13 protein-coding genes and 1 pseudogene are annotated in these 12,795 nt (G+C 73.2%); 8 read left to right on the forward strand and 6 right to left on the reverse strand.

All coding sequences use genetic code 11. The annotated features are described in order from the left end of the window. Nucleotides 1–188: 188 nt before the first annotated feature. The 7 genes from gap to PP1_RS29115 all read left to right on the forward strand — a co-directional run bounded on the left by gap (nucleotide 189) and on the right by PP1_RS29115 (nucleotide 6,085). Nucleotides 189–1,202, forward strand: a complete 1,014-nt coding sequence (gene gap / locus PP1_RS29085) for a type I glyceraldehyde-3-phosphate dehydrogenase (RefSeq protein ID WP_010232091.1) — start codon at nucleotides 189–191, stop codon at nucleotides 1,200–1,202. Then, nucleotides 1,199–2,380 carry a phosphoglycerate kinase gene (locus tag PP1_RS29090; RefSeq protein WP_010232089.1) on the forward strand — a complete coding sequence of 394 codons (1,182 nt, stop codon included), beginning with the start codon at nucleotides 1,199–1,201 and terminating at the stop codon, nucleotides 2,378–2,380. The genes gap and PP1_RS29090 overlap by 4 nt, the downstream gene beginning before the upstream one ends. Then, nucleotides 2,380–3,168, forward strand: coding sequence for a triose-phosphate isomerase (gene tpiA / locus PP1_RS29095; protein ID WP_010232086.1), 789 nt, complete (start codon nucleotides 2,380–2,382; stop codon nucleotides 3,166–3,168). Before PP1_RS29090 ends, tpiA begins: the two co-directional genes overlap by 1 nt. 161 nt (nucleotides 3,169–3,329) lie before the next feature. Next, complete coding sequence (gene secG, locus PP1_RS29100) at nucleotides 3,330–3,566, forward strand: preprotein translocase subunit SecG (RefSeq protein WP_029239623.1); 237 nt, start codon at nucleotides 3,330–3,332, stop codon at nucleotides 3,564–3,566. 39 nt (nucleotides 3,567–3,605) lie between these two features. After that, the gene (locus PP1_RS29105; protein ID WP_010232080.1) at nucleotides 3,606–3,947 is read left to right on the forward strand and encodes an RNA polymerase-binding protein RbpA; all 342 of its coding nucleotides are present in this window, start codon (nucleotides 3,606–3,608) and stop codon (nucleotides 3,945–3,947) included. Between the two features lie 120 nt (nucleotides 3,948–4,067). Then, nucleotides 4,068–4,793 (forward strand): class I SAM-dependent methyltransferase, encoded by a 726-nt coding sequence (locus tag PP1_RS29110; protein ID WP_010232079.1) that lies wholly within the window; start codon nucleotides 4,068–4,070, stop codon nucleotides 4,791–4,793. Nucleotides 4,794–4,825: 32 nt separating this feature from the next. Then, the gene (locus tag PP1_RS29115; RefSeq protein ID WP_010232078.1) at nucleotides 4,826–6,085 is read left to right on the forward strand and encodes a TrpB-like pyridoxal phosphate-dependent enzyme; all 1,260 of its coding nucleotides are present in this window, start codon (nucleotides 4,826–4,828) and stop codon (nucleotides 6,083–6,085) included. A 50-nt stretch (nucleotides 6,086–6,135) separates the two neighbouring features. On the opposite strand, the gene PP1_RS29120 is transcribed toward PP1_RS29115, so the two are convergent. Continuing rightward, a complete protein-coding gene (locus tag PP1_RS29120; RefSeq protein WP_010232076.1) occupies nucleotides 6,136–6,549 on the reverse strand; it encodes a DoxX family protein in 414 nt (137 codons plus the stop codon). Between the two features lie 198 nt (nucleotides 6,550–6,747). Here PP1_RS29120 and PP1_RS29125 point away from each other — a divergent pair. Further along, nucleotides 6,748–6,876, forward strand: a pseudogene (locus tag PP1_RS29125) (P-II family nitrogen regulator); the annotation flags it as partial. A gap of 37 nt (nucleotides 6,877–6,913) precedes the next feature. On the opposite strand, the gene PP1_RS29130 reads toward PP1_RS29125, so the two are convergent. The 5 genes from PP1_RS29130 to zwf form a co-directional block, all read right to left on the reverse strand. Further along, nucleotides 6,914–8,125: a patatin-like phospholipase family protein gene (locus PP1_RS29130; RefSeq protein WP_060575725.1), complete on the reverse strand. Its 1,212-nt coding sequence runs from the start codon at nucleotides 8,123–8,125 to the stop codon at nucleotides 6,914–6,916. 90 nt (nucleotides 8,126–8,215) lie between these two features. Then, a complete protein-coding gene (purT, locus tag PP1_RS29135; RefSeq protein ID WP_010224756.1) occupies nucleotides 8,216–9,397 on the reverse strand; it encodes a formate-dependent phosphoribosylglycinamide formyltransferase in 1,182 nt (393 codons plus the stop codon). 74 nt (nucleotides 9,398–9,471) lie between these two features. Then, nucleotides 9,472–10,257, reverse strand: coding sequence for a 6-phosphogluconolactonase (gene pgl / locus PP1_RS29140; protein WP_010224758.1), 786 nt, complete (start codon nucleotides 10,255–10,257; stop codon nucleotides 9,472–9,474). Between the two features lie 2 nt (nucleotides 10,258–10,259). After that, nucleotides 10,260–11,204, reverse strand: coding sequence for a glucose-6-phosphate dehydrogenase assembly protein OpcA (gene opcA / locus PP1_RS29145; protein ID WP_010224759.1), 945 nt, complete (start codon nucleotides 11,202–11,204; stop codon nucleotides 10,260–10,262). A 20-nt stretch (nucleotides 11,205–11,224) separates the two neighbouring features. Continuing rightward, a complete protein-coding gene (zwf, locus tag PP1_RS29150) occupies nucleotides 11,225–12,769 on the reverse strand; it encodes a glucose-6-phosphate dehydrogenase (RefSeq protein ID WP_010224760.1) in 1,545 nt (514 codons plus the stop codon). Nucleotides 12,770–12,795 lie beyond the last annotated feature (26 nt).

A 12,795-nucleotide genomic window follows, 5' to 3' on the forward strand; every position in this document is an offset into this window, starting at 1 on the left:
GGATCGCGGCGCAGGTCACGGGGTACGCGGGATCCGCGCGCGCCGATGCGCCGATAGGGTGGCGGCCGAGCACGGCACGTGGCCTCCGCCCGACGGGGCGGAGTGCGGCGATCGACCTGCCACCCCCGCCGCCGGGACCCGGCGTGCCGGGGCGAAGACGACACGCACGACGAGCCCATGGAGGCACTGTGACGGTCCGCGTAGGAGTCAACGGCTTCGGCCGCATCGGCCGGAACTTCTGGCGGGCGGTGGACGCCCAGCGCGCCGCCGGGACGACGGACATCGAGATCGTCGCGGTGAACGACATCACCGACAACGCGACGCTCGCGCACCTGCTGAAGTACGACTCGATCCTCGGCCGCCTGCCCTACGAGGTCACCACCTCGGGCGACGAGATCGTGGTCGACGGCAAGGGCTTCAAGGGCCTCGCCGTCCGCGACCCCGCCGAGCTGCCCTGGAAGGACCTCGGCGTCGACGTCGTGGTCGAGTCCACCGGGCTGTTCACCAAGCGCGACGCCGCGTCGAAGCACCTCGACGCCGGCGCGAAGAAGGTCGTCATCTCGGCCCCCGCGTCCGACGAGGACATCACCATCGTCAAGGGCGTCAACGACGGTGACTACGACGGTTCGCAGAACATCGTCTCGAACGCGTCCTGCACCACGAACTGCCTGGCGCCGATGACCAAGGTGCTCGACGACCTGGTCGGGATCGAGAAGGGTCTGATGACCACGATCCACGCCTACACCGCCGACCAGAACCTGCAGGACGGCCCGCACAAGGACCTGCGCCGCGCCCGGGCCGCCGCGCTGAACATCGTCCCCACCTCGACCGGTGCCGCCAAGGCGATCTCGCTGGTCATGCCGCACCTCAAGGGCAAGCTCGACGGCTACGCGCTGCGGGTGCCGATCCCCACCGGCTCGGCCACCGATCTGACCGTCGAGGTCAAGGGCGAGACCACCGTCGAGGCCGTCAACGCCGCGATGAAGGCCGCCGCCGAGGGCCCGCTGAAGGGCGTCCTCAAGTACACCGAGGACCCGATCGTGTCCTCGGACATCGTGACCGACCCGCACTCCTGCATCCTCGACGCGGGCCTGACCAAGGTCATCGGCAACCAGGTCAAGATCGTCGGCTGGTACGACAACGAGTGGGGCTACTCGAACCGTCTGGTCGACATCGCCGGGCTGGTGGCGTCGAAGCTGTGAAGAACGTCGACGACCTCGTCGCCGAGGGCGTTCAGGGCCGGACCGTCCTGGTCCGTTCCGATCTCAACGTTCCCCTCGACGACGACCGGAACATCACCGACGACGGCCGCATCCGCGCCTCGGTGCCGACCATCCAGGCGCTGTCCGGTGCGGGCGCGCAGGTCGTCGTCACCGCGCACCTGGGCCGTCCGAAGAACGGCCCGGAGGCCCGGTTCTCGCTGGCCCCGGCAGCCGGGCGGCTCGGTGAGCTGCTCGGCGCCCCGGTCCGGCTGGTGGAGCACGGCAGGCCGCTCCCGAGCATGGCGGCGGGCGACGTCGTCATGCTGGAGAACATCCGGTTCGACGCCCGCGAGACCAGCAAGGACGACGCCGAGCGCGGCGCGTTCGCCGACGAGCTGGTCTCGCTCGTGGGCGACGACGCGGCGTTCGTGTCCGACGGCTTCGGGGTGGTGCACCGCAAGCAGGCGTCGGTCTACGACGTCGCGCAGCGGCTCGACCCCTACGCCGGCGGGCTCGTCCTCTCCGAGGTCGAGGTGCTGCGGACCCTGACCGGGGACCCGCAGCGGCCCTACGCCGTCGTGCTCGGCGGGTCGAAGGTCTCGGACAAGCTGGCCGTGATCGAGGCGCTGCTGCCGACCGTCGACACGCTGCTCGTCGGCGGCGGGATGTGCTTCACCTTCCTCGCCGCCCAGGGGCACGGCGTCGGCTCCTCGCTGCTGGAGTCCGACCAGGTCGGCACCTGCCGGACCCTGCTGGAGTCCGGCAAGATCGTCCTGCCGACCGACGTCGTGGTCGCCGACGCGTTCTCCGCGGACGCGAACACGAAGACGGTGCCGGTGGACGCGATCGAGGACGGCTGGCTGGGCCTGGACATCGGTCCGGACTCGGTGCGCGCGTTCGCCGCGCGGATCGCCGAGGCGAGGACGATCTTCTGGAACGGCCCGATGGGCGTGTTCGAGATGGCGCCGTTCGCCGACGGCACCCGCGGGGTCGCGCAGGCGATCGCCGACGGGGCCGCGTTCTCCGTCGTCGGCGGGGGTGACTCGGCGGCCGCGGTGCGGGCGCTGGGCATCGCCGAGGACGGCTTCTCGCACATCTCCACCGGCGGTGGCGCCTCGCTCGAGTTCCTCGAGGGCGCGACCCTGCCGGGCGTCGCGGTCCTGGAGGGTGAGGCCTGATGGCATCCCGTACCCCGCTCATCGCGGGCAACTGGAAGATGAACCTCAACCACCTCGAGGCCATCGCGGTCGTGCAGAAGCTCGCCTTCGCACTGCCCGACCGGTACTTCGACAAGGTCGAGGTCGCGGTCCTGCCGCCGTTCACCGACATCCGCAGCGTCCAGACGCTGATCGACGGTGACAAGCTGAGGGTCGTGCACGGGGCGCAGGACCTGTCCCCGCACGACTCGGGTGCCTACACCGGTGACGTGTCCGGGGTGATGCTCGCGAAGCTGGGCTGCCGATACGTCGTCGTCGGGCACTCGGAGCGCCGGGAGATCCACGCCGAGGACGACGCGGTCGTGAACTCCAAGGTGCTCGCCGCGCTCAAGCACGGGATCACCCCGATCCTGTGCGTCGGCGAGGGCCTGGAGGTCCGCGAGGCCGGCACGCACGTGCAGCACTGCACCGACCAGCTGCGCGGCGCCCTGAAGAAGGTGTCCGCCGAGCAGGCGGCCGGGATCGTGCTCGCCTACGAGCCGGTCTGGGCGATCGGCACCGGGAAGGTCGCGGGTCCCCCGGACGCCCAGGAGGTCTGTGCCGCGCTGCGCGAGACCCTGCAGGAGCTCTACGGCGACGACGTCGCCGCTGGCGCCCGGATCCTCTACGGCGGCTCGGTGAAGTCGTCGAACGTGGGGGAGATCGTCGCCCAGACCGACGTCGACGGCGCGCTGGTCGGCGGGGCGAGCCTGGACGCCGAGGAGTTCGCGAAGCTCTCGGCGATCGCCGCGGGCGGCCCCCTGCCGTAGCCCGGCGGTCCCGCCACGTGTCCACGACTCGGGGAGCTCCGGCCCAGGCCGGAGCTCCCCGAGCCGCATGTGGGGGAGGTGGGCGACCCGGCCGGACACGGTCCCGGGGTGTCGGAGTATCCTGGGCCACTCCACGAGCGACCGCAGATTGGGAAGTGCACGTGATCCTGACCCTGCAGATCATCCTCATCGTGACCAGCGTGATGCTGATCGCGCTGGTCCTGCTGCAGCGCAGCAAGGGCGGTGGTCTGACCAGCCTCTTCGGCGGTGGCGTCCAGTCGAGCCTGTCCGGCTCCGCGGCCGCCGACCGGAACGTCGCTCGTTACACGATCTTCGTCGGGCTGATCTGGTTCATCGCGGTGGTCGGCAACGGCCTCCTGCTGGCCGGCAACGCCTGACACCGTAATCGCGCCAGTGCGAGCGAGAGGGACGACACGATGGCTGGTGGCAACGCGATCCGCGGCACCCGGGTCGGGGCCGGTCCGATGGGCGAGTCCGAGCGCGGCGAGACCGCGGCACGCGAACGGATCCCGTTCTACTGCGTGAACGGACACGTCAACAACACCTGGTTCGCCGCCGAGGCCGAGGTCCCGGAGACGTGGGACTGTCCGCGCTGTGGCCTGCCCGGCGGGCGTGACTCCGAGAACCCGCCGGCCGCGCCGCGCACCGAGCCGTACAAGACGCACCTGGCCTACGTGAAGGAGCGGCGCAGCGACGCCGACGGCGAGGCCATCCTGGAGGAGGCCCTCGGCCGGCTCCGGGCGTCCCGGGAGCTGTAGATCCGCGGCCCCCGCACACTGCTGCACGGTGCCCGCCGCCGCGCCGGCCGGCTGGTCGACGCCGCGCTGGCCCGGCACACCGCCGCCCAGACGGCGACGCTGCGGGCCGAGCTGGCCGCGTTGCGCGAGGAGCTGGACGGGCGCGTCCGCGCCGAGGCCGACCGCGTGCTCTCCGAGCTGCGGGCCACCGAGATCCGGGACCGGCGCGACGTCTTCGCCGCCGGCGAGCGGGAGGCCGTCGCGAGCAGTGCCCGGTTCGCCCGCGACCACCTGGCCGGGGCGGTCGCGCTGCCGGACCCGGACGCGACGCTGGCGCACGCGCTCTCGCTGGCACCCTCCGGTGGCATGGCGTGCGAGTTCGGCGTCTACCGCGGAAGGACCCTCCGCATGATCGCCGCGCACCGCGCCGACGGCCGTGTCCACGGTTTCGACACCTTCACCGGCCTGCCCGAGACGTGGCGGGCGGGGTTCCCCGCCGGCGCGTTCGACGACGTCGGAGCGCTGCCCGAGATCCCGGGCGCCGAGCTGGTCCCCGGTCTGTTCGACGACACCCTCGACGGGTTCCTGGCCGAGCACCCCGGCCCGGTGGACTTCCTGCACGTCGACTCGGACCTGTACTCGTCGGCGGTGACCGTGCTGGCCGCCGTCGGCCCGCGGCTGCGTGTGGGCAGCATCGTGCTGTTCGACGAGTTCCTCAACTTCCCGGGCTGGGAGCGCGACGAGGCCCGCGCCTGGTGGGAGTACGCCGAGAAGCACGGCGTCCGCTACTCCTACGTCTGCTGGACCCACGACAACGAGCAGGTCGCGGTGCGGATCGACGATCCCGGAGACGCGCCCCTCTCGTGACCCACGGCACCTCCGGGATAGGTTCCGAGGTCATGACCCGCTGGACGCTGCCACCGGAACGGATCCCCGAGGCCTGGTTCAACGTCGTGCCGCACCTGCCGGCCCCGCTGCAGCCGCCGCTGCACCCGGGGACGCGGGAGCCGGTCGGCCCCGACGACCTGGCGCCGCTCTTCCCCGCGGCGCTGATCGAGCAGGAGGTGAGCGCCGCACCGTGGATCGACGTCCCCGGTGAGGTTCTCGACATCCTCCGGCTGTGGCGCCCGACCCCGCTGGTGCGGGCCGCCCGGCTCGAACGGGAGCTCGGGACACCGGCCCGGATCTACTACAAGGACGAGTCGGTCTCACCGTCCGGCAGCCACAAGACCAACACGGCGGTGGCGCAGGCGTTCTACAACGCCCAGGACGGCACCACCCGGCTCACCACCGAGACCGGCGCCGGGCAGTGGGGCACCGCGCTGGCGTTCGCGTCCGCGCAGTTCGGCCTGGACCTGAAGGTCTACATGGTGCGGGCCTCGTACGGGCAGAAGCCCTACCGGCGGATCGCGATCGAGACCTGGGGCGGCGAGGTCGTCGCGTCCCCGGTCGACGAGCCGGACCAGCCCGGATCGCTCGGCTCGGCGATCTCCGACGCGGTCCGCGACTGCGTCGGCCGCGACGACACCCACTACGCGCTCGGCTCCGTGCTGAACCACGTCGTGCTGCACCAGACCATGATCGGGCTGGAGGCGAAGGAACAGCTCGAGCTGGCCGGGGAGCGGCTGCCCGACGTCGTCGTGGGGTCCTGCGGGGGTGGCTCGAACCTGGGCGGCATCGCCTTCCCGTTCGTCCCCGACGCGGGTGTGCGGCTGCTCGCCGTCGAGCCGCTGTCCTGCCCGACGCTGACCCAGGGCCGCTACGACTACGACTTCGGCGACACCGCGGGGCTCACCCCGCTCATGCCGATGTACACCCTGGGGCACGACTTCGTGCCGCCGTCGATCCATGCGGGCGGCCTGCGGTACCACGGCGACTCGCCGCTGGTGTCGGCCCTGGTGCGGGACGAGCGCATGGAGGCGGCCGCCTACCCGCAGGGCAAGGTGTTCGAGGCGGCCAAGCAGTTCGCCCGGACCGAGGGGAGGATCCCCGCACCGGAGACCGGGCACGCGATCGCCGCGGCGATCGACGAGGCGCTGGCCGCGAAGGAGACCGGTCAGGAGAAGGTCGTCCTGTTCAACTACTCCGGGCACGGCTTCCTCGATCTCGCCGCCTACGACGACCACAACCACGGCCGGCTCACCGACGAGACCGTCTGACCCCGCGACGGCCCGCCGCCCCGGAGGTCGTCTCCGGGGCGGCGGGGCGTTCAGCGGCGCACCATTTGCAGCAGCGCCGCGGTGTCGTGCCGGCGGAACCAGGCGACGACACAGACCAGCACCAGCACCACCGCCGGGAAGGCGATCATCCCCGGCATCAGGATCGCGGTGACGACGGTCGCGCCGACCATGAGGGCGACCTGGCAGGTCGCCGCGAGCCCGCACAGCCGCGGGACCAGCAACGCAACCGCCCCGGCGAGCTCCAGCCAGCCGACGACGACCATGCCGGGCACGCCCAGCCCCAGCAGGTCGAACCCGGCGACGGCGACCGGATCGAAACTGATCTTCGGTAGTGCCGCCATCACGAAGACGCCGGCGAGCACGACCTGCAGCACCCAGAGGGCGATCGTCCCGGCGAGCGGGCGGGCCGAGCCGGTCGTGGCGGTGGTGGACCTGGTGGTCATGGCGGTGTCCCTTCCCCGGGCGGTCCGGTGTGGGCCGCTGTCCGCAGTACCGACCGGGGGTGTCGTGCGGACTCATCGGCCACGGCGGGAACCGCCCGGATCACGCCGATGGTCCGTTTTCGGAGTGCTGCGACACCGATGTCCGGTCCGGTGCGCCGGGTCCGGTCGGTCCCGATGCGTGCTCAACATGTCGAGCTCGTCGACAAGGTCGTCGACGGTATCGCCGCCGCGGCCCGGTCCGGCACGATCGGCGACGGCAAGATCTGGGTGCAGCCGGTCGAGGCGGTCGCCCGGGTCCGGACGGGCGAACGCGGCAGCGACGCCGTCCGACCCCGCCCGGTGCGGTGGCGGTGGCGGTCCCGGGTCACGCGCGGGCGCGCCGGGCCGGCTCCGGCCCGTCGGGAGCAGCCGCCGACGTCGCGTGCGCCGCCCCCAGCGCCGCCGCCGCGGACGCGAACGCCGGATCGAAGAACAGGAAGCTCAGCAGCTCCGCCCCGTGCGTCGGGTCGACGTCCGGCACCCCGCCGCCGACCAGTCGTTCCAGCACGAACAGCGACGGGTTGCGCAGCGCGCAGAGGCCGCCGTACTCGGTCCGGCGGACCTCGGCGGCGAGGTCGGCGAGCTCGGTCCCGCGGTCCGGTGGCGGCCCGGTGAACCAGCTCCCGATCCGGCGGTGCCGCCCGTCCACACCGCGCTCGACGAGCTCGTTCACCGCCCGCAGCGTCCGGAGGTCCTCGGTGACGCCCGCGCCGAGCACGATCCGCAGCGCGAGCGCGGCGACCGCGTAGACGTCGGGGACGTCCGCGGGCGGGTCGGCCGCCTCCGGCACCGGCACGGCCGGCGTCGTCGCGACGACGCCGATCCGGTCCGCGCCGAGCCGCAGCGCCGGCTTGAGCGGGGTGTTCAGGCGGACACCGCCGTCCAGGTACCAGCCGGGGTCGGGGCCCTCGATCCGGCGGGGTGCGAACAGCACCGGCACCGCGGCCGAGGCCAGCAGGTGGTCCGGGGTCAGCACGGCGTCGACGTAGCGGATGTCGCGGCCCGGGTCGTAGGGCGGGAGCCCGACATCGGGTCCGCGCTCGACGAACACGACCGTCCCACCGGTGCCCGCCGACGTGCACGCCACCCCGACCGCGTCGACCGGGCCGCGGGCGATCGCGTGATGCAGCCGGTCCCAGTCGACGACCCGCTCGACGACCGGGCGCAGGCGCTCGGCGTCGAGCAGCCGGGTCACGCGATCGGGCAGCCCCAGCAGCCGTCGCAGGGCGGACGGGACACCGGCGAGGTCGCCCAGGTAGGCCGCGCCCGCCTCGAACGCCGACGACGGGAGCGCGACGACCTCACTGGTCCGCACCGACTCCCAGCGGGTCACCAGCTCGGCAGCGGCCTCCTCGGGATCGGTGCCGGTCAGGCCCGCGAGCGCGGCCACGTTCAGGGCGCCGGCACTCGTCCCGACCAGCACCGACGGCGCCGACCAGGTACGGGTCAGCCGGGGGAGCAGCTCCGTGAGCGCCCCCGCCTCGTACGCGCCGCGGGCTCCGGCGCCCGCCACCACCAGTCCGGTGCGACCCGCCATCGCTCCACCTCCGACGTCGAGGTTACCCGCGGTAGGTCGCGTCCGGCCCGCCGTGGGCGGCGTGGCGGACCGGCCCACCGCAGGCGGGACTCAGCTCCGGGCGACCGGCCGGACGTGCCCGGCGGCCTGGCGGGCCCGCTCCCGCGCGGTGTCGACGTCGTCGGCGTACGCCACCGCGACCCCCATCCGCCTGCGCTCGCTCGCCGACGGCTTGCCGAACAGCCGCAGGTCGGCGCCCTCGACGGCGAGCGCCTCCGCGACGCCCTCGTAGTCGGGCGCGTCGAGGTCGTCACCGCCGTACACCACCGCGGACGCGCCGGGGGCGCGCAACGCGGTGTCGACCGGAAGGCCGAGGACGGCGCGGGCGTGCAGCTCGAACTCGTTCAGCCGCTGGGTGGCGAGCGTGACCAGCCCGGTGTCGTGCGGGCGGGGGCTGACCTCGGAGAACAGCACCTCGTCGCCGCGGACGAACAGCTCCACGCCGAAGATCCCGCGCCCGCCGAGGGCCTCGGTGATCCGGCCGGCGACGTCGCGGGACGCGGCGAGCGCCGCGTCCGACATCGGCTGCGGCTGCCAGGACTCGACGTAGTCGCCGTTCTCCTGGCGGTGGCCGATCGGGTCGCAGAAGGCGGTCCCGCCGGCGTGCCGCACGGTGAGCTGGGTGATCTCGTAGTCGAACTCGACGAAGCCCTCGACGATCACGCGCGGCGCGGACACCCGGCCCGAGGTGCGGGCGTACTCCCACGCGGCCTCGGCGTCGTCGGCCGACTTCAGGACCGACTGTCCCTTGCCCGACGACGACATGACCGGCTTGAGCACACACGGCAGCCCGACCCGGTCGACGGCCGCGCGGACCTCGTCGAGGGTGTCGGCGAAGGCGTAGGGCGACGTGGGCAGCCCCAGCTCCTCCGCGGCGAGCCGCCGGATGCCCTCACGGTCCATCGTCAGCTGCGCGGCGCGGGCGGTCGGCACGACGGTCGTGCCCGCGGCCTCGATCGCCGCCAGCGCGGTGGTCGCGATCGCCTCGATCTCCGGGATGATCAGGTCCGGGGACTCCTGCTCGATGAGCGTGGCGAGCGTGACGGGGTCGGTCATGTCGATCGCGTGCCAGCGGTGCGCCACCTGGTGCGCGGGTGCGTGCGGGTAGCGGTCGACCGCGACCACCTCGACGCCGAGGCGCTGGAAGGCGATCGCGACCTCCTTGCCCAGCTCACCCGAGCCGAGGAGCAGCACGCGGGTGGGGGCCGGGCCGAGCGGGGTGCCGATGCGCATGCGGCGGACCCTAACCGGAGCGCCGCGCCCGGCACCCGCCGGACGGGCGCGATCTCACAGTCCCGGTCGTGGGCTCAGGAGGGCCGCGGGTGCAGCGACCCGGGTAGCTCGGCGGCGGACGCGGTGTCGAGCAGCCAGCGGGTCCGTTCGGTCCCCCGCGCCCCGCCGACCGGCAGCTCGGTCTCCGGGACACCGGTCAGGGCACCCGCGACGGCCGGTGCCTTGCCGGCCCCGGCGGCGACGACCCACACCTCACGCGAGCGCCGGGCGGCGGCCAGCGTGAGCGAGATGCGGGTGGGCGGCGGCTTCGGGCAGTCGAACACCGCGACGACGGACGGCGCCTGCTCGTGCACGGCGGGGGAGTCCGGGAAGACCGAGAGCGTGTGCCCCTCCTCGCCCATGCCGACCAGCGTCACGTCGAAGGCGGGGATGCCGTCGCCGTCCGGCCCGGCCAGGTCGCGCAGCACCCGGGCGTAGTCCCGGGCGGCCTCCTCGGCCTCCTCCCGGGTGCCGCCGTCGGCGGGGGCGGCCGGCATCGGGTGCACCCGCGCCGGGTCGAGCGGCAGCCGGTCGAGCAGAGCCTCGCGGGCCTGCCTCTCGTTGCGCTCGGCGTCGTCGGCCGGGACGAAGCGCTCGTCGCCCCAGAACAGGTCCACCGACCCCCAGTCGACGACGTCGCGGGCCGGGGAGGCGGCCACGTCACGCAGCAGCTGGATCCCGACCCCGCCACCGGTGAGCACGACCCGGGGGACGGCACCGCCGGCCTGGATGTCGACCAGCGCGGTGATCAGCCGCGCCGCGGTGGCGGCGGCCAGGGCGTCGGCGTCGGGGTGGACGGCGACCTGCACGTTCTCGCTCATGCTCACACCTTCACCGGGGTACGGCCGCGGGTCACCCGGGACACTCCCTCGAGCGCCTCGGCGTAGACCTCGTCCGGGTCGAGCCGGCGCAGCTCCTCGGCGAGGCAGTCGGACACGTGCCGCCGTGCCAGCGCGATCAGCCGCTCCGGCTGCCCGGGCTGGGTGAGCCGGGCCGTCTTGCCGTCCGGACGAGCCAGCTCGACGTCGCCCGACGCGCGGACGAGCCGGACCATCGACAGCCCGTTGGCCTTCTCCGACGGCGACCGCTTCACCTTCACCCCGAGCGCGGACGCCAGCCAGCCGGCGACCAGCTCGGTGGAGGGCGACACGACCTCGCCCGCGACGACGGCCGAGGTCACCTCCTCGTGGGGCGGCACGTCCAGCGCGGCCGCCAGCTGGGCCCGCCAGTGCGTGAGCCGGGTCCAGGTGAGGTCGGTGTCGCCGGGGGCGTAGTCCTTGCGCCGCTGCTCGAACGCCTTCGTCGGGTTCTTCGACGACAGCGCGTCGGTGATCCGGCGCTGCGCGAGCCGCCCGACGGCGTCCTCCGACGGTGCGGCCGGGGCCTCGCCCGGCCACCAGGCGACGACCGGTGCGTCGGGCAGCAGGAGCGGCATGACCATGCCGGCACCGGCCTCCTCGGCGGCGAGCGGGCCGTAGCCGCGCAGCACGATGACCTCGCTGGCGCCGGCGTCACCGCCGACCCGGATCTGCGCGTCGAGCCGCGGCGAGGCCCGGCGCTGCCCGCGGGCCAGCACGATGACCCGGCACGGGTGCTCGCGGCTGGCGGCGTTGGCGGCGTCGATCGAGCGCTCCAGCTCCGGCCCGTCGTCGGTGACGACGACCAGGGTCAACACCCGGCCCAGCGCGAACACGCCGCCGGACTCGCGCAGCTCGACGAGCTTGCGGTTGACCGCCGAGGTGTTGCTCGACGGCAGATCGATGATCATGTGTGTCGGCTCCTCGGAGGTCAGGGCCGGCGCCAGTGGCGACCGGTGCGGGCGAGCATCTCGGCGGACGAGTCGGGACCCCAGGATCCGGCCGGGTAGCCGTCGGGCCCGTCGGGCAACCCCGACCAGTGCTCGATGACCGGGTCGAGGATCTCCCAGGACCGCTCGACCTCCTCGTTCACCGGGAACAGCGACGGCTCCCCGAGCAGGACGTCGAGGATGAGCCGCTCGTAGGCCTCGGGGGAGGACTCGGTGAAGGCGTTGCCGTAGCCGAAGTCCATCGTGACGTCGCGGACCTCCATCTGGTTGCCGGGCACCTTGGAGCCGAACCGCATCGTCACCCCCTCGTCCGGCTGGACCCGGATGACCAGGGCGTTCTGCCCCAGCTCCTCGGTCATCGTCTCGTCGAAGGGCAGGTGCGGGGCACGCTTGAAGACGACGGCGATCTCGGTGACCCGCCGGCCGAGCCGCTTGCCGGTGCGCAGGTAGAACGGCACCCCGGCCCAGCGGCGGTTCTCGACCTCGCAGGTGATCGCGGCGAAGGTCTCGGTCGTGGAGTCGGGGTTGAACCCCTCCTCCTCCTTGAGCCCGGGGACCTCCTCGCCGCCCTGCCAGCCGCCGTCGTACTGACCGCGGGCGGTGGTCTCGTCCAGCGGCAGCGGGAGCTTGACCGCCTTCAGCACCTTGATCTTCTCGGCGCGCAGCTCGTCCGACGAGAACGACGTCGGCTCCTCCATCGCGGTGAAGGCGAGGAGCTGCAGCAGGTGGTTCTGGATGACGTCCCGGGCGGCGCCGATGCCGTCGTAGTAGCCGGCACGCCCGCCCAGCCCGATGTCCTCGGCCATCGTGATCTGCACGTGGTCGACGTAGTTCGCGTTCCAGATCGGCTCGAACAGCTGGTTCGCGAACCGCAGGGCGAGGACGTTCTGGACGGTCTCCTTGCCGAGGTAGTGGTCGATGCGGAACACCGAGTCCTCGGGGAAGACCTCGTTGACGATCGCGTTCAGCTCCTTGGCCGAGGCCAGGTCGTGCCCGAACGGCTTCTCGATCACCACCCGGCGCCAGACGTCCGGGTCCTCCTGGGCGGACAGCCCCGACCGGGCGAGCTGCTTGCAGACGACCGGGAACGCGCTGGGCGGGATCGACAGGTAGAACGCGTGGTTCCCGCCGGTGCCGCGCTTCTCGTCCAGCTCGCGGACGGTGCGCTCGAGCTCGTCGAACGCGGCGTCGTCGTCGAAGGCACCCTGGACGAACCGCAGGCCCTCGGCCAGCCGGTCCCAGACCTCCTGGCGGAACGGGGTCCGCGCGTGCTCCCGGACGGCCTCGTACACGACCTGTCCGAAGTCCTCGGAGTCCCAGTCGCGGCGGGCGAACCCGGTGAGCGCGAAGCCCGGCGGGAGCAGGCCGCGGTTGGCGAGGTCGTAGATCGCCGGCATCAGCTTCTTGCGGGAGAGATCACCGGTGACCCCGAAGATCACCAGTCCGCACGGGCCGGCGATGCGGGGGAGCCGCTTGTCGCGGGGATCGCGCAGCGGGTTGGTCCGGCCGCCGTTCGCGGTGGGCATCGCTCCTCGGCCTTCCTGTGTGTGTG

This window comes from Pseudonocardia sp. P1 (assembly GCF_000178675.2).
GTDB lineage: Bacteria > Actinomycetota > Actinomycetes > Mycobacteriales > Pseudonocardiaceae > Pseudonocardia.

What these genes read in the sequence shown, in the direction of transcription:
- zwf (WP_010224760.1), bottom strand. Translation starts at nt 12,769, where the DNA reads ATGCCCACCGCGAACGGCGGCCGGACCAACCCGCTGCGCGATCCCCGC.
- PP1_RS29120 (WP_010232076.1), bottom strand. Translation starts at nt 6,549, where the DNA reads ATGACCACCAGGTCCACCACCGCCACGACCGGCTCGGCCCGCCCGCTC.
- PP1_RS29130 (WP_060575725.1), bottom strand. Translation starts at nt 8,125, where the DNA reads ATGGCGGGTCGCACCGGACTGGTGGTGGCGGGCGCCGGAGCCCGCGGC.
- tpiA (WP_010232086.1), top strand. Translation starts at nt 2,380, where the DNA reads ATGGCATCCCGTACCCCGCTCATCGCGGGCAACTGGAAGATGAACCTC.
- purT (WP_010224756.1), bottom strand. Translation starts at nt 9,397, where the DNA reads ATGCGCATCGGCACCCCGCTCGGCCCGGCCCCCACCCGCGTGCTGCTC.
- pgl (WP_010224758.1), bottom strand. Translation starts at nt 10,257, where the DNA reads ATGAGCGAGAACGTGCAGGTCGCCGTCCACCCCGACGCCGACGCCCTG.
- opcA (WP_010224759.1), bottom strand. Translation starts at nt 11,204, where the DNA reads ATGATCATCGATCTGCCGTCGAGCAACACCTCGGCGGTCAACCGCAAG.
- PP1_RS29115 (WP_010232078.1), top strand. Translation starts at nt 4,826, where the DNA reads ATGACCCGCTGGACGCTGCCACCGGAACGGATCCCCGAGGCCTGGTTC.
- PP1_RS29105 (WP_010232080.1), top strand. Translation starts at nt 3,606, where the DNA reads ATGGCTGGTGGCAACGCGATCCGCGGCACCCGGGTCGGGGCCGGTCCG.